Below are 14,768 nucleotides of genomic sequence, written 5' to 3'. Positions count from 1 at the left end.
GCAGTGACCAGATGGCTGGGACTGTTTATCAAAAACACAGCACTCTGCAAACACGAAAGTGGACGTATAGGGTGTGACACCTGCCCGGTGCCGGAAGGTTAATTGATGGGGTTAGCGCAAGCGAAGCTCTTGATCGAAGCCCCGGTAAACGGCGGCCGTAACTATAACGGTCCTAAGGTAGCGAAATTCCTTGTCGGGTAAGTTCCGACCTGCACGAATGGTGTAACCATGGCCATGCTGTCTCCACCCGAGACTCAGTGAAATCGAATTCGCCGTGAAGATGCGGTGTACCCGCGGCTAGACGGAAAGACCCCGTGAACCTTTACTACAGCTTGGCACTGAACATTGAACCTACATGTGTAGGATAGGTGGGAGGCTTTGAAGGCGTGACGCCAGTTGCGCTGGAGCCGTCCTTGAAATACCACCCTTGTATGTTTGATGTTCTAACGCAGGGCCCTGAATCGGGCTCGCGGACAGTGCCTGGTGGGTAGTTTGACTGGGGCGGTCTCCTCCCAAAGAGTAACGGAGGAGCACGAAGGTTGGCTAATCCTGGTCGGACATCAGGAGGTTAGTGCAATGGCATAAGCCAGCTTAACTGCGAGACGGACAGGTCGAGCAGGTACGAAAGTAGGTCATAGTGATCCGGTGGTTCTGAATGGAAGGGCCATCGCTCAACGGATAAAAGGTACTCCGGGGATAACAGGCTGATACCGCCCAAGAGTTCATATCGACGGCGGTGTTTGGCACCTCGATGTCGGCTCATCACATCCTGGGGCTGAAGTCGGTCCCAAGGGTATGGCTGTTCGCCATTTAAAGTGGTACGCGAGCTGGGTTCAGAACGTCGTGAGACAGTTCGGTCCCTATCTGCCGTGGGCGTTGGATGATTGAAGGGAGTTGCTCCTAGTACGAGAGGACCGGAGTGAACGAACCTCTGGTGTTCGGGTTGTCACGCCAGTGGCACTGCCCGGTAGCTAAGTTCGGAATCGATAACCGCTGAAAGCATCTAAGCGGGAAGCGAGCCCTGAGATGAGTCATCCCTGACCCCTTGAGGGTCCTAAAGGGCCGTTGGAGACCACAACGTTGATAGGTGGGGTGTGTAAGCGCGGCGACGTGTTGAGCTAACCCATACTAATTACCCGTGAGGCTTAACCATACAACACCCAAGAAGTGTTCTAAGGCTTGTAGCAGATACCGAGAACGAAGAATTAAATCAGCTTTTTCAGATTGAAGAATTTGCCTGGCGGCAATAGCGCAGTGGAACCACCTGACCCCATGCCGAACTCAGAAGTGAAACGCTGTAGCGCCGATGGTAGTGTGGCATTCGCCATGCGAGAGTAGGACACTGCCAGGCACCCAATTGAAGAAGCCCGCTCATTTGAGCGGGCTTTTTTATTGCCTGAAATTAAGCTTGATTCGTATTTGACCGCGGTTCTTCGATACATGAGCCGTGCCTGCCTCACTCCTTATTCTCCACTCGGCTCTCCTCTGCCGAAACCCGGCACCAGAGCTGCAATTAGGGTTGTATCTGCTTCATAACTCGGTAGAGTAAAGGGCATCTTGGGTTGGCCCGTACTCTCTCATGCTCGTTTCTCTGGTACGGATGCAACTTGGCCTGCTTTTATCAACCTTACGTCAGTGGTATCGATATGGAACAAGTAAACAAGTCCACCTTCAGCGATGTACTGGAATATGTGCGTATGTCCCGTCGTCAGAACAAGCTCAAGCGTGAAATCGCAGACAATGAGAAGAAGATCCGTGACAACCAGAAGCGGGTGCTGCTGCTCGACAACCTGAGTGATTACATCAAGCCTGGCATGAGCATCGATGAGGTTCAGGCCATCATCGCCAACATGCGTGCTGACTATGAAGAGCGGGTGGATGATCACATCATCAAAAACGCCGAGCTCTCCAAGGAGCGTAAAGACCTGGGCACCAAGCTCAAGGCGATGAGCTCCAGCAAGTAAGCTCGCTCATTATTCTCCCAAAACACCGGCCCATGGCCGGTGTTTTGCTTTCTGCCATCAGCTCGGATCTCTCGCCGCTCTGCAACAATCGGCTCCCCTTTTCATGATCGCCCTGTTACCATCACTACAAAGCGGTCAATAGATTTCAAGCCATTGACTTGAAACGACTAAGCTTGAGTGAAACACAATAAATTGCGCAACCATGGTGGGGCTGATATGGGCGCATCAGAACAGACGGATTTGAACAAAGTGGCATATCAGGATTCATCTGTCCCAAGCGCGGACGGGAAGTACAAGCGCAAGCGTCGTCCCTGGTGGCGCTGGTTGTTCTGCTTTCTCTTTTTGCTGTGCCTGGCCGCCGTGATTGCTCTGGTGGGCTATGAGATGCAGACATCGCGCCTGCAGTCGCAGGAGATCTCCCGCTATGCCGCCAAGCTGACCTATCAGGTCGAGCCCGGCCTTAGCAAGCGGATTGCCTTTCCCGAGGATGGCCCCTTCGACAAGCGGCTGGGTTATGTGCTGCTGCCCATGATGCAGGAGCGTCTGCTGCAGCGCGGCTATCAGGTCAGCGAGCAGGTGCATTTCTCCGATGCCTTGTATGACTACGCCAGCCGCGGCTTCTTCGTCCCCTATACCGAGAAGGTCCAGGCCGGTCTGACCCTGCATGATTGCCGGGCGGAACCCTTCTATCAGTTCAAGTATCCGACCCACTATTATCCGGACTTTGCCTCCATCCCGCCGCTGGTGATCCAGTCGCTGCTGTTCATCGAGAACCGCGATCTGCTCAGCAACGAACATCCGCTGGCCAACCCGGCCGTGGACTGGCCCCGTTTTGCCAAGGCGGCCATGTCCCAGGTGGGCAAGGCGCTCGATATGCAGGATCAGTCGGCTGGCGGCAGTACCCTGGCGACCCAGGTCGAGAAGTACCGCCACTCGCCGGATGGCCTGACGCTCTCCCCCACCGAGAAGATCCGCCAGATGGCGTCCGCCAGCGTGCGGGCTTACCGGCTTGGGCCGGAGACCCTGGAGGCGCGCAAGCTGGTTGCCTGGGCCTACCTCAACTCGGTGCCACTCTCGGCGGCCCCCGGTTATGGCGAGGTGCACGGTCTGGGTGATGGCCTCTGGGTCTGGTTCGGTGCCAATGTTGACGAGGTGAACCGGCTGCTGGATCCCGCTCGCAACCAGGATGCCTCGCTGGCGGAGCAGGGGCTGGCACTGCGTCAGGTGGTTTCATTGATGATTGCCCATCGCCGCCCCTCCTATTACCTGGCTCAGGGACGTGAGGCACTGGCCACACTGACCGACAGCTATCTGCGCCTGTTCGTGCAGGAAGGGATGATCACCCCGCCGCTGATGGAGGCTGCGCTGAAGGCCAAGATCACCTTCCGTGATTTCCTGCAGTCCCCCGCGGTGACCAAGGTCAACAACAACAAGGGGTTGCAGGTTGCCCGTACCCGTCTCAGCCGTCAGCTCGGGGTGCAGCTCTACGATCTGGACCGGCTCGATCTGACGGCCGATACCAGCCTCAACATGCCGCTGCAAAACGAGGTTTCCCGTTACCTGCAACAGTTGGCTGATCCGACGTTTGCCGCTCAGGTCGGCCTGTTTGGTGAGCGCCTGCTCTCGCCGGAGAAGACGGGGGATGTGAAGTACAGCTTCACCCTGTTCGAAAAATCGCCGCAAGGCTTCAAGGTGCGGGTGCAGACTGACAACACGGATCAGCCGTTCGACATCAACGAGGGCAGCAAGCTGGAGCTGGGTTCTACCGCCAAGCTGCGGGTGCTGACCACCTATCTGGAGATCGTCTCCGAGCTGCACGACAGTTATGCCGGCATGTCGGCCGAGAGCCTGCGCAAGATAGAGGTGTCGGATCAGGACAACATCAGCCGCTGGGCCGTCTCTTACCTGATGACTGCCAAGGACAAGAGCCTGCCCCTGATGCTGGAGGCTGCGCTGGATCGCAAGTATTCCGCCAGCCCGAACGAAGGGTTCTTCACCGGTGGCGGCATGCACACCTTCAACAACTTTCGGCGCGAAGACAACGGCCGCATTCCGGCCATTCGCGATGCCTTACGTGAGTCCATCAACCTGCCGTTCGTACGCTTGATGCGCGATATCGTTCGTTACAGCCTCTACCGGGAGGGCAACCGCGCCCAGCTGCTCAAGGATGACAAGGATCCGCGCCGCACCGAATATCTGGCCAAGTTTGCAGACAAGGAGGGACAGACCTATCTGCTGCGCTTCTGGCGCAAATACCGTGGCAAGACTCCGGAGGAGCAGCTCGACACCTTCCTGGATGGCCTCAAACCCAGCGCTGTGCGCCTTGCCGCCGTGCACCGCTACCTGATGCCGGATGCCTCGCAGGAGACCTTCGCGGCCTTCCTGGCCAAGCGCCTGCCGCGGGAGAAACTGAGCGAGCGGCGCATCGAACAGCTCTACACCAGCTATGGCCCCGGCAAGTATTCGCTACCGGATCAGGGCTATATTGCCCGGGTACACCCGCTGGAGCTGTGGCTGCTCTCCTATCTCAAGGAGTTTGACAAGGCGACCTTCGCCGATGCCGTCGAGGCGAGCCGGGACGAGCGGCAGGAGGTTTACAGCTGGCTGTTCAAGACCCGTCACCGCAGCGCCCGGGACAGCCGGATCCGCACCATGCTGGAGGTCGAGGCCTTCCTCGATATCCATCAGCGCTGGGCCAGACTGGGTTATCCGTTCGATCACCTGGTGCCGTCGCTGGCTACCGCGCTGGGCAGCTCGGGCGACCGCCCTGCTGCGTTGGCCGAGCTGATGGGGATCATCCAGAATGGTGGCATCCGCGCGCCGACCCTGCGCATCGAGCACCTCTCGTTTGCCAAGGGCACGCCGTTCGAGACAGAGTTCACGCCGGCGCAGACCGAGGGGACCCGGGTATTGCCGGTAGAGGTAGCCACTGCGTTGCGCAACGCGTTGTCGAAGGTGGTGGAAGGGGGCACCGCCAGGCGCATCGCCGGCGCCTTCGCCCTGCCGGACGGTACAGTGCTGCAGATGGGGGGCAAGACGGGGACCGGTGACAACCGGATCGAGACGGTGGGCCGCTACGGCAACGTGACCAGTTCGCTGGCCCGCAACCGGACCGCGACCTTCGTCTTCTACATCGGGGATGATCACTTCGGCACCCTGACGGCCTATGTGCCTGGCAGCCAGTCCGACAAGTTCCGCTTCACCTCGGCCCTGCCGGTACAGGTGCTCAAGGGGATGGCGCCGCTGCTGATGCCCTATCTGCAACCGGAAACCCACACCCAGTGCGTAGCGGGTAACTGACCCTTCACGCCATGAAAAACGGGGCCGTATAGGCCCCGTTTCATTTTGTGTTGACCGCTGCCTGTCGGCGAACGTGAGTCATCACTTACAGCAGATCTTCGATCTCGCCGCGCAGATACTGGTACATCTCGCGATAGGCCACCGGCGGCTTGTTCAGCTCCCGCTCCTTGTTGGCGGTGCGGATCAGCTGGCGCAGCTTCTGGCGGTCCAGCTCGTGGAACTGGGACATCAGCTCGTTGAGGGCGCTGTCGCCTTCGTTGATCAGCCGCTCGCGCCACTGTTCCAGCCGGTGCAGGCGGGCGTTGACGGTGGAGTGGCGATTCTTGATGATGGAGAGCGCCTCGACGATGGGCTCCACATCGCGGCTGCGCATCAACCGGCCGATGAACTGCAGGTGGCGGCGGAAAGACTCGTCCTTCTTCGGCTTGAGCTTGCGGCCCAGCTCGACCGCTTCGGCCAGCTCCTCATCCAGCGGGATCTTCTCCAGTTCGCTGTGGCTGAGGGAGACGATCTCTTCCCCCATCTTCTGCAGCGCCTCGGCATCACGCTTGAGCTGGCTCTTGCTGGGGCCCCAGTCTTCCCACTCGTTGTCGTCTTGATATTGACTCATCGGTCTCTTGATTCCTGTCATTCACGTTTGGCGGATATGTTACCAGCTTCTCCCGCTGGGCGCAGGGGTCTGATATGCTTAGCCCCTTTCCTTCCTTCATACAGATGTGAGTTATGGATCAGCAAGACCAAATCCGCCAGGATCAAGCCCATCTCGAGGCCGTGGTTGCCGAGGCCCTGGATATCGCCAAGGGACTGGGCGCCTCGCTGGCCGAAGTCTCCATCAGCAAACAGACCGGGTTGTCGGTCAACACCCGCGGTTGTGAACTGGAAAGCATCGAATTCAACAAGGATGGCGCGCTCGGCATCGCCGTCTATCGCGATGGCTGCAAGGGATCCTCGTCCACCACGGATCTGAGCCCGTCAGCCATTCGCGCCGCCGTGGAAGCGGCCATGGAGATTGCTCGCCATACCTCCCCTGACGAGTGCGCCGGTCTGGCAGATGCAGATCTGCTGGCCTGGAACGCCCCGGATCTGCAGCTGTGCCACCCGGTCGCGCTGGATCCCCAATATGGCATCGAGCTGGCCACCGAGTGCGAGCGGTTGGCGCTGGGGCGCGATGCCCGTATCAAACACTCCGACGGCGCTGGTTTCTCCAGCCACCTCGGCATCAAGGTCTATGGCAACAGTCACGGCTTCGTCAAAGGCTATGCCGCCTCGCGCAACTCCCTGAGCTGCGTGTTGATCGGCGAGCAGGACGGCGACATGCAGCGTGATTACGGTTACTCCTCCAGCCGTACCCTGGAGGGCCTCTGGAGCCCGCAGCGCATTGCCGATGAGGCGGTGGAGCGCACCGTCTCCCGCCTCGGTGCCCGCAAGATCGCCACCCGCCATGCACCCGTGCTGTTCCATCCCGATACCGCGGCCGGGCTCTGGGGTCATCTGGTGATGGCCATCAGCGGCGGCAACCTCTACCGCAAGTCGAGCTTCCTGCTGGACAAGCTGGGCAAACAGATCCTGCCCGAATGGCTCACCATCCAGGAATTCCCCCACCTGCTGGGGGGGCTGGCCAGCACCCCGTTCGATGGGGAAGGGGTGCTTACCCGCGACATGGACATAGTGCGCAATGGCGAGCTGATGAGCTGGCTGCTTACCTCCTACTCTGCCCGCAAGCTGGGGCTGACCAGCACAGGCCACGCCGGCGGCATCCACAACTGGCAGGTCTCCAGCACAGGTCAGGATTTCAATGGCATGCTCAAGGAGATGGGCACCGGCCTGCTGGTGACCGAGTTGATGGGGCAGGGGGTAAACATCGTCAATGGTGACTACTCCCGCGGCGCCGCCGGTTTCTGGGTCGAGAATGGCGAGATAGCCTATCCGGTCGAGGAGATCACCATCGCCGGCAACCTGGCAGAGATGTTCAGCCACATAGTGGCGGTGGGCAGCGACGAAGATGAGCGCTCCAGCCTCAAGACAGGCTCTGTGCTGGTCGAGAACATGAAGCTGGCGGGACACTGACCCCGCGATCCCACCGATCAGCACTCATGAAAAAGGCCCCTCGCTGTGCGAGGGGCCTTTTTGTATCGGCGTGCGCAGGGGCGGCAATCAGCCCTTGATGCGCTCGATGCGGCCGCCGAGGCCTTGCAGCTTCTGCTCGATGTCTTCGTAGCCACGGTCGATGTGGTAGATACGGTCGACGATGGTGGAGCCTTCTGCCACGAAGCCGGCCAGCACCAGACTGGCGGAGGCGCGCAGATCGGTTGCCATCACCTGGGCACCCTTGAGCTGCTCGGTGTCGCGGCAGATGGCCACATTGCCCTGCAGTTCGATGTCGGCGCCCATCCGTACCAGCTCGGGCACGTGCATGAAGCGGTTCTCGAAGATGGTCTCGGTGACCATACCGGTGCCCTTGGCCACCGCGTTCAGCACGGTGAACTGGGCCTGCATGTCGGTCGGGAAGGCTGGGTAGGGCGCGGTCTTGATGGTGACCGGCTTGAGGGTGCGACCGGTCATGTCGAGGGAGATCCAGTCTTCACCCTTCTCAATCAGGGCTCCGGCCTCTTCCAGCTTGACCAGAACCGCTTCCAGCAGGGTCGGGTCGGTGTTGCGGCAGGTGATCTTGCCGCCGGTGACCGCGGCGCCCACCAGGAAGGTACCGGTTTCGATACGATCCGGTTGCACGCTGTAGCTGCCACCGTGCAGACGCTCGACGCCGTCGATGATCAGGGTGTCGGTGCCCGCGCCCTGGATCTTGGCGCCCAGCGCGTTGAGGAAGTGGGCCAGATCGACCACTTCCGGCTCGCGCGCGGCGTTTTCGATCACGGTGCGGCCGTCAGCCAGGGTGGCGGCCATCATCAGGTTTTCGGTACCGGTGACGGAGACCATGTCCATCAGGATGTGGGCACCCTTCAGGCGACCGTCGACGCGGGCCTTGATGTAACCCTCCTCGATGACGATCTTGGCGCCCATCAGCTCCAGACCGTGCACGTGCAGGTTGACCGGACGGGCACCGATGGCGCAGCCGCCGGGCAGGGAGACGTCAGCCGCGCCAAAACGGGCGGCCAGCGGGCCCAGCGCCAGGATGGAGGCGCGCATGGTCTTCACCAGCTCGTAGGGGGCGACGTGGTTGTTCACGGCCCCGGTCAGCACGGTCACGTTGCCGTTCACCTTGGTGGTGGCGCCCAGCATCTCCAGCAGCTTGATGGTGGTCCCCACGTCTTTCAGACGCGGCACGTTGGAGAGGTGGATCTCCTCATCACACAGCAGGGTGGCGAACAGGATCGGCAGAGCGGCGTTCTTGGCGCCAGAGATGGTCACTTCGCCGTTGAGAGTACAACGACCATCGATCTTGAATTTGTCCATTTACGTTTGATACCAAATCAGGAGGGCAGTAGAAATTTACGTTCGCGTTTCCACTCGGCATCGGTAAAGGCCTTGATGGAGAGTGCGTGAATGGCGTTGCTGGCGATCTTGTCCATCAGCGGGGCATAGATGGCCTGCTGCTTCTTGACCCGGCTCATGCCGTCAAACATGTCACCGACGGCGATCACTTGGTAGTGACTGCCATCCCCTTTGACATGGACTTCGGACAATGGCAGAGCCTCGAGGAGTATCGCTTCAATTTCAGAGACTTGCATTATGCGTCCTCAGTTGTGAGCGGGGTTGATTGAAACAATCCGGCCACTCCGTAGAGGTTGGCCAGGGTATAGAAATCAGCGGAGGCGCCCACCAGTTGCGGTGTGGCGCCTCGTGCCAGAGCGGCTTTGGCCCATTTGACCAGCAGGGCCAGCCCGGCGGAATCCAGCGTGGTCACGTCGCCGAGCTCGAGCAGATCTTCCTGCCACCAGTCAGCCCGCCGTTGCCACAGCTCAATCACCTGAGCCGCCTGCAGCTCGCCGCTCAGTCTCATGACTTGAGCACCAGCGGCTTGGCATTGTGGGCGCGCAGCTGGGCGATCACCGCATCGATGCCGTTCTGGCGAATGAGGCCACCCAGCTCATTCTGTTTGGCAGAGAGCAGGCTGATCCCCTCGGCGACCATGTCGAAGGCTTTCCATTCGCCGGTCTTGTTGTTCTTGCGCAGCTTGAACTCGAGGAAGATGTCCGGCTTGCCGGCCTCTTTCACGCTGACGTTGACGGCGGTGATATTGCTGTCACCGGCGGCCTTGCCCGGCTCGACCTTGACGGTCTGCTTGTCGAAATGGGCCAGGGCGTCGGCGTAGGAGCTCACCATGTACTCGGTGAACACCTCGACGAAGGCGTCGCGCTGGGCCGGGGTGGTCTGCTTGATCTGGTTGCCGAGCACCTTGTAGGCGGCGAAGCGGTTGTCCACGTAAGGCAGCAGCTCTTCGCGGATGATCACCCGCAGGTGGTCCGGGTTGCTCTTCACCTGGGCCTGATCGGATTTCAGGCGGGCGAAGGTCTGCTTGGCCGCCTGATCCACCAGGGCGTAGGGGTCGGTGGCGTCGGTGGCTTGCGCGGTCAGGGAAAACAGCATGCTGGTCATCAGGCCCAGCAACAGGGCGATCTTCTTGAACATGGTTACTCCTTACTTGCTGTCTGACTTGGTGTCGGAAGACTGGCTGTAGAGGAACTTGCCAATCAGGTCTTCCAGCACAATGGCGGATTTGGTGTCTTCAATCATGTCGCCATCCTTGAGCATGCTGGTGCCCATCTCCTCATCGGTAAAACCGGGTACCAGGCCGATGTACTGCTCACCCAGCAGGCCTGAGGTCAGGATGGAGAGGGTGCTGGTCTCGGAGAACTCGCCGGCGCTCTTCTGCATCTGCAGGGAGACGACCGGAACCTGGCTCTTGGCGTCCAGGCTGATGTCGCTGACCCGACCGACCACCACGCCGCCCACCTTGACCGGAGAGCGTACTTTCAGGCCGCCGATATTATCGAAATGGGCGCGCAGGGTATAGGTTTCTCCTTCCGGTTTGAAACTCAAACCGGCCACTTGCAGTGCCAATGCCAGAATGGCACCGATGCCGGCCAGCATGAAGGTGCCAACCAGGAATTCTACTTTGCTGAACTTCATCTTTACCTTATCCAAACATGACTGCGGTGAGTATAAAATCCAGGCCGAGCACGGCCAAGGAGGAGTGGACCACGGTGCGGGTTGTGGCCTGACTGATCCCGGCCGAGGTCGGCTTGGCATCATAACCGTTAAAGAGCGCAATCCAAGTGACCACCAGGGCGAAGATCAGGCTCTTGATGGCGCCCTGCATGATGTCATCCTGCCAGTCGACGGAGGCCTGCATGGCGGACCAGAAGCCCCCCTCATCGACCCCCAGCCAGTCCACCCCGACCAGCTTGCCGCCGAAGATGCCGATCAGGCTGAACATGAAGGCCAGCAGCGGCATGCTGATGACCCCGGCCCAGAAGCGCGGCGCCACCACCCGACGCAGCGGATCCACCGCCATCATCTCGAGGCTCGAGAGCTGCTCGGTGGCCTTCATCAGGCCGATTTCGGCGGTGAGGGCGGAGCCCGCACGACCGGCAAACAGCAGGGCGGTCACTACCGGACCCAGCTCTCGCAGCAGGGAGAGGGAGACCAACGGGCCCAGGCTCTGCTCGGCGCCAAAGTCCTTCAGGACGTTGTAGCCCTGTAGCGAGAGCACCATGCCGATGAACAGGCCCGACACCAGAATGATGGCGACCGACTGCACCCCGACCACATAGAGCTGCTGTACCAGCAGCGGAAAGTGCTTGCGCGGCGCGGGTTTGCCCGCCAACGCGTGAAACAACATGATGGTGGCGCGGCCGATGGCGCTGATGAACCGCACCCCGCTTCGCCCCAGTTTGCTTACCTGGCTTGTCAACATCAGAGATCCTGTAGCAGCTCGCCTGCCGGAAAATGAAACGGAACAGGACCGTCGGGCAATCCTTTCAGGAACTGCTCGACCTCGGGATTGTGCTCCTCGCGCAGTTGGGCCGGCGTGCCATGCGCCACCACCTTGCGGTTGGCGATGATATAGGCGTAGTCGGCAATGCTCAGTACCTCTTTCACGTCGTGGGTGACGATGACGGAGGTGATGCCGAGGGCATCGTTCATATCCTTGATGAGCTTCACCAGCACCGCCATGGTGATGGGATCCTGGCCGACGAACGGCTCGTCATACATGATGAGGTCCGGATCCAGCGCGATGGAGCGGGCCAGCGCCGCGCGCCTGGCCATGCCGCCGGAGAGCTCGGACGGCATCAGTCTTGCCGCGCCGCGCAGGCCCACAGCCTGCAGCTTCATCATGACGATGGTGTGGATCAGCTCCTCCGGCAGGCCGGAGTGCTCGCGCAGCGGGAAGGCCACGTTGTCGTAAACCGTCATGCCGGTAAACAGGGCGCCGCTCTGGAACAGCATGCTCATCCGCTTGCGCACTTCGTACAGGCGCGAGCGGGAGAGGGTGGGGATATCTTCCCCGTCAAACAGGATATGACCGGATTCGGGCTTGAGCTGGCCGCCGATCAACCGCAGCAAGGTAGTCTTGCCGATGCCGCTGGGGCCCATGACCGCAGTGACCTTGCCACGGGGAATGGTCAGGTTTATCCCGTCGTATAACAGCCGATCTCCGTGACTGAAGGTCAGGTCGGAGATGGTGATCAGGTCATCGTTCAAACAATTGTCCATCCGGTGTAAATGAAGAGCGAATTTTATGGGCTAGTCTAGGTCTAAGCAACAGCAAGGAACAACTATTGAACAGTCTGCCCATCCAGACGCGCGACAGTTTTTTGTAACCAATTGTCTCTCTTTTACGCCCAAGAAGTATCCGATTCGCTTATCTCGACAGACTTTTTTATAATCCCGCAGCAAATTTCAGCCCGGAGCTGTGCCTTTATGTCTGTAAAGTCTGAAAAAGTGTCTGAACTGTTCGATTTTCGTCGCAGCGCCCGTACCGTGCTGGACATCGAGAAACAAGCGATTGATGGACTCTACCAGTACCTGAACGATGCCTTCGATCAGGCGTGCGAGATGATACTGCGCTGTAGTGGCAAGATAGTGGTCACCGGCATGGGCAAGTCAGGTCATGTCGGAAGCAAGATAGCGGCGACCCTGGCCAGCACCGGCACTCCCGCCTTCTTCCTCCATCCGGGTGAAGCCAGCCACGGCGATCTGGGGATGATCTCCGGCGGCGATCTCATCATCGCCATCTCCAACTCCGGTGAGAGCGACGAGATCCTGGCCCTGCTGCCGGTACTCAAGCGCCGCGGCATTCCGCTCATCTGCATGACCGGCAACCCGGCCTCCACCATGGCAAAAGAAGCCAACGTGCACCTGTGCATCAAGGTGGAGAAGGAAGCCTGCCCGCTGGGGCTGGCGCCGACCTCCAGTACTACCGCGACCCTGGTGATGGGCGATGCGCTGGCGGTGGCCCTGCTGGAAGCCCGCGGTTTTACCGCCGACGATTTCGCGCTCTCTCACCCGGGCGGGTCGCTCGGCAAGCGCTTGCTGCTGCGAGTCGGCGATCTGATGCACAGCGGCGAGCTGTTGCCCCAGGTGGGGATAGATGCCACCATCAGCCAGGCACTGCTGGAAGTGAGTCGCAAGGGGCTCGGCATGACGGCGGTGGTTGATGGCAACGGCGTGCTGGCCGGCCTGTTCACCGATGGCGACCTGCGCCGCATTCTGGATCTGCAGGTGGATATCCATCACACCCCGATCAGCCGCGTCATGACGGTGAACTGTGTTACCGTGGGACCAGAGATGATGGCGGCCGAGGCCGTCAAGCTGATGGAAACCAGAAAGATCAACGGATTACTGGTCGTGGATGGCGACAAGCGCCCGCTGGGGGCCTTCAACATGCACGACCTGCTGAAAGCCGGAGTAATTTGATGCAAAACGTACCGACCCTCTATGGTCCGGTGACGCGCAGCCAGTTTGATCAGGCGGCGCAAATCCGCCTGCTGGTGTGCGATGTGGACGGGGTGCTCTCCAACGGCCTCATCTACATGGGAAATGACGGCGAAGAGCTGAAAACCTTCTGCACTCGCGACGGCGCCGGCATGCGGGCGCTGCTCAATGCCGGCATCGAGATTGCCATCATTACTGGCCGCAACTCCCGCATCGTCAGCGATCGGATGAAGAGCCTGGGGGTGCAGCACCTGGTGCAGGGGGCGGATCAGAAGCTGCCCCACTTCGAGGCGCTGCTGGCCAAGCTGGGGCTGGATGCATCGCAAGCAGCCTATATGGGAGATGACACCATCGATCTGCCGGTGATGCAGGCCTGTGGCCTCGGCATTGCCGTGGCCGACGCCCATCCGCTGGTGCTGGCGCGGGCCGACATGGTGACCCGGCTGGCCGGTGGGGTGGGGGCGGTGCGCGAGGTGTGCGATCTCATCCTGCAGGCTCAGGGGCTGGGTGATTATCAGCCTGAGGCCTCGGTATGAGCAGACAGACCCTGTTGTTTGCCCTGCTGTTTCTAGTGGCGCTGGCGGCCTGGCAGCTCGGCGATATCGAGCTGGCACCGGAGCCGACCACCAAGGTGGAAAATTATCAGCCGGACTTCACCGCCAAGAATCTGGTGACGACCCGCTTCAATGCCGAGGGACTGCGTACCGAACGGCTCGAGTCCCGCTACGCGGAGTATTACCAGATCCTGGAACAGGCCACCTTCGACAAGCCGGTGGTCTACATGTTCGACAAGCAGGGCGAAGCCGAGTGGAAGGTCAACGCCGAGACCGGGGTGCTCAACACCGATGACAACGTGATCCTGCGGGACAAGGTACATCTGGACGGTCTGCTGCCCACCTCCTTCATCTCCACACTGGATACCCCCTATCTGGAGCTGGATCTGGTGACCCAGAACGTGAGAAGCAATCAGCAAGTCAGCATAGTGGGTAAGGACTTCCAGACCGAGGGCGTTGGCCTGAAGGGTCATCTGGAGCGCAAATATTTCGAATTACTGGATCAGGGCCATGCCATCTATTTCAATGAAAAACGCTAATCTGGCCCTCGCGGCCCTGCTGCTGTGCGGCACCGTGAGCGCCAAAGAGTCCGACTTTGCCGAGAAGGTCTATGTGGACGCGGTCAAGCAGGTGGCCGAGTTGCAGGACAATCGCATCACCTTCGAGCAGGATGTGACCATCACCCAGGGTTCCATCAAGATCAAGGCCGACAAGGTAGTGGTGATCCGCTCCGGTGAGAAGGGGGCTGAGGTGATGACGGCCTATGGCAAGCCAGCCACCTTCTTCCAGATCCTGGACAACGGCAAGCCGGTCAATGCCCACGGCAACAGCATTCGCTATGAGCTGAAGAACCGGCTGGTGACCATCACCGGCGATGGCCAGCTCAAGCAGGAAGACAGCCAGGTCAATGGCGATCTCATTCGCTACGACATCGTCAAACAGAAGATGGTTGCCGAGAGCAAGACCCCGAACCAGCGGGTCAAGACGGTGTTCCTGCCGGATCAGGTCGAGAGTTTCGACAAGCCGGCCGATCAGAAGAAGCAGGGAAAATAAA

At 60.1% G+C, this 14,768-nt stretch carries 15 protein-coding genes and 2 rRNA genes (1 of these 17 running past the window's edge); 9 read left to right on the top strand and 8 right to left on the bottom strand.

The window, feature by feature from the left end; all coding sequences use genetic code 11:
• From I6L33_RS02295 to I6L33_RS02280, 4 genes are all read left to right on the top strand, one after another.
• A 23S ribosomal RNA gene (locus I6L33_RS02295) occupies positions 1 to 1,153 on the top strand; it begins 1,736 nt to the left of the window's first position.
• An 83-nt stretch (positions 1,154 to 1,236) separates the two neighbouring features.
• Positions 1,237 to 1,351 (top strand): 5S ribosomal RNA (gene rrf / locus I6L33_RS02290).
• Positions 1,352 to 1,646: 295 nt separating this feature from the next.
• Positions 1,647 to 1,964 (top strand): PTS system regulator TmaR, encoded by a 318-nt coding sequence (gene tmaR / locus I6L33_RS02285; protein ID WP_010635919.1) that lies wholly within the window; start codon positions 1,647 to 1,649, stop codon positions 1,962 to 1,964.
• A 216-nt stretch (positions 1,965 to 2,180) separates the two neighbouring features.
• Positions 2,181 to 5,264 carry a transglycosylase domain-containing protein gene (locus I6L33_RS02280; RefSeq protein ID WP_216973476.1) on the top strand — a complete coding sequence of 1,028 codons (3,084 nt, stop codon included), beginning with the start codon at positions 2,181 to 2,183 and terminating at the stop codon, positions 5,262 to 5,264.
• An 85-nt stretch (positions 5,265 to 5,349) separates the two neighbouring features.
• Here I6L33_RS02280 and yjgA read toward each other — a convergent pair whose 3' ends face one another.
• Complete coding sequence (yjgA, locus tag I6L33_RS02275) at positions 5,350 to 5,874, bottom strand: ribosome biogenesis factor YjgA (RefSeq protein WP_010635921.1); 525 nt, start codon at positions 5,872 to 5,874, stop codon at positions 5,350 to 5,352.
• Positions 5,875 to 5,987: 113 nt separating this feature from the next.
• On the opposite strand from yjgA, the gene pmbA reads away from it, so the two are divergent.
• A complete protein-coding gene (gene pmbA, locus I6L33_RS02270) occupies positions 5,988 to 7,331 on the top strand; it encodes a metalloprotease PmbA (protein WP_017779766.1) in 1,344 nt (447 codons plus the stop codon).
• 87 nt (positions 7,332 to 7,418) lie between these two features.
• Here pmbA and murA read toward each other — a convergent pair whose 3' ends face one another.
• Genes murA through mlaF form a run of 7 tightly spaced genes read right to left on the bottom strand, consistent with a single transcriptional unit; the run spans position 7,419 to position 11,939 of the window.
• Positions 7,419 to 8,675: a UDP-N-acetylglucosamine 1-carboxyvinyltransferase gene (gene murA, locus I6L33_RS02265; protein WP_017766394.1), complete on the bottom strand. Its 1,257-nt coding sequence runs from the start codon at positions 8,673 to 8,675 to the stop codon at positions 7,419 to 7,421.
• A gap of 17 nt (positions 8,676 to 8,692) precedes the next feature.
• The gene (ibaG, locus tag I6L33_RS02260) at positions 8,693 to 8,950 is read right to left on the bottom strand and encodes a BolA family iron metabolism protein IbaG (protein ID WP_005306001.1); all 258 of its coding nucleotides are present in this window, start codon (positions 8,948 to 8,950) and stop codon (positions 8,693 to 8,695) included.
• On the bottom strand, positions 8,950 to 9,222 hold the full coding sequence (locus tag I6L33_RS02255) for a lipid asymmetry maintenance protein MlaB (RefSeq protein ID WP_005305991.1): 273 nt from the start codon (positions 9,220 to 9,222) through the stop codon (positions 8,950 to 8,952). Before I6L33_RS02255 ends, ibaG begins: the two co-directional genes overlap by 1 nt.
• Positions 9,219 to 9,851, bottom strand: a complete 633-nt coding sequence (mlaC, locus tag I6L33_RS02250; RefSeq protein WP_005305988.1) for a phospholipid-binding protein MlaC — start codon at positions 9,849 to 9,851, stop codon at positions 9,219 to 9,221. The genes I6L33_RS02255 and mlaC overlap by 4 nt, the downstream gene beginning before the upstream one ends.
• A gap of 9 nt (positions 9,852 to 9,860) precedes the next feature.
• Positions 9,861 to 10,352, bottom strand: coding sequence for an outer membrane lipid asymmetry maintenance protein MlaD (gene mlaD / locus I6L33_RS02245; RefSeq protein ID WP_005305985.1), 492 nt, complete (start codon positions 10,350 to 10,352; stop codon positions 9,861 to 9,863).
• A gap of 7 nt (positions 10,353 to 10,359) precedes the next feature.
• Positions 10,360 to 11,139, bottom strand: coding sequence for a lipid asymmetry maintenance ABC transporter permease subunit MlaE (mlaE, locus tag I6L33_RS02240; RefSeq protein WP_005305981.1), 780 nt, complete (start codon positions 11,137 to 11,139; stop codon positions 10,360 to 10,362).
• Positions 11,139 to 11,939: a phospholipid ABC transporter ATP-binding protein MlaF gene (mlaF, locus tag I6L33_RS02235; RefSeq protein ID WP_017766396.1), complete on the bottom strand. Its 801-nt coding sequence runs from the start codon at positions 11,937 to 11,939 to the stop codon at positions 11,139 to 11,141. Before mlaF ends, mlaE begins: the two co-directional genes overlap by 1 nt.
• Before the next feature lie 207 nt (positions 11,940 to 12,146).
• Here mlaF and I6L33_RS02230 point away from each other — a divergent pair, with 207 nt between their 5' ends.
• From I6L33_RS02230 to lptA, 4 genes are read left to right on the top strand one after another with little or no spacing between them, the layout of a single operon-like run.
• Positions 12,147 to 13,142, top strand: a complete 996-nt coding sequence (locus I6L33_RS02230) for a KpsF/GutQ family sugar-phosphate isomerase (protein ID WP_005305976.1) — start codon at positions 12,147 to 12,149, stop codon at positions 13,140 to 13,142.
• Complete coding sequence (gene kdsC, locus I6L33_RS02225) at positions 13,142 to 13,696, top strand: 3-deoxy-manno-octulosonate-8-phosphatase KdsC (RefSeq protein WP_017766397.1); 555 nt, start codon at positions 13,142 to 13,144, stop codon at positions 13,694 to 13,696. The genes I6L33_RS02230 and kdsC overlap by 1 nt, the downstream gene beginning before the upstream one ends.
• Complete coding sequence (gene lptC / locus I6L33_RS02220) at positions 13,693 to 14,253, top strand: LPS export ABC transporter periplasmic protein LptC (RefSeq protein ID WP_010635927.1); 561 nt, start codon at positions 13,693 to 13,695, stop codon at positions 14,251 to 14,253. The genes kdsC and lptC overlap by 4 nt, the downstream gene beginning before the upstream one ends.
• Complete coding sequence (gene lptA, locus I6L33_RS02215; protein WP_010635928.1) at positions 14,240 to 14,767, top strand: lipopolysaccharide transport periplasmic protein LptA; 528 nt, start codon at positions 14,240 to 14,242, stop codon at positions 14,765 to 14,767. The genes lptC and lptA overlap by 14 nt, the downstream gene beginning before the upstream one ends.
• Position 14,768: the final 1 nt, after the last annotated feature.

Origin of the sequence: Aeromonas sp. FDAARGOS 1403, from assembly GCF_019047325.1 — a bacterium.
Classification (GTDB): domain Bacteria; phylum Pseudomonadota; class Gammaproteobacteria; order Enterobacterales; family Aeromonadaceae; genus Aeromonas; species Aeromonas dhakensis.
The sequence above is the reverse complement of the archived record's forward strand: the minus strand, read 5'-3'. Positions and strand labels throughout refer to the sequence as shown.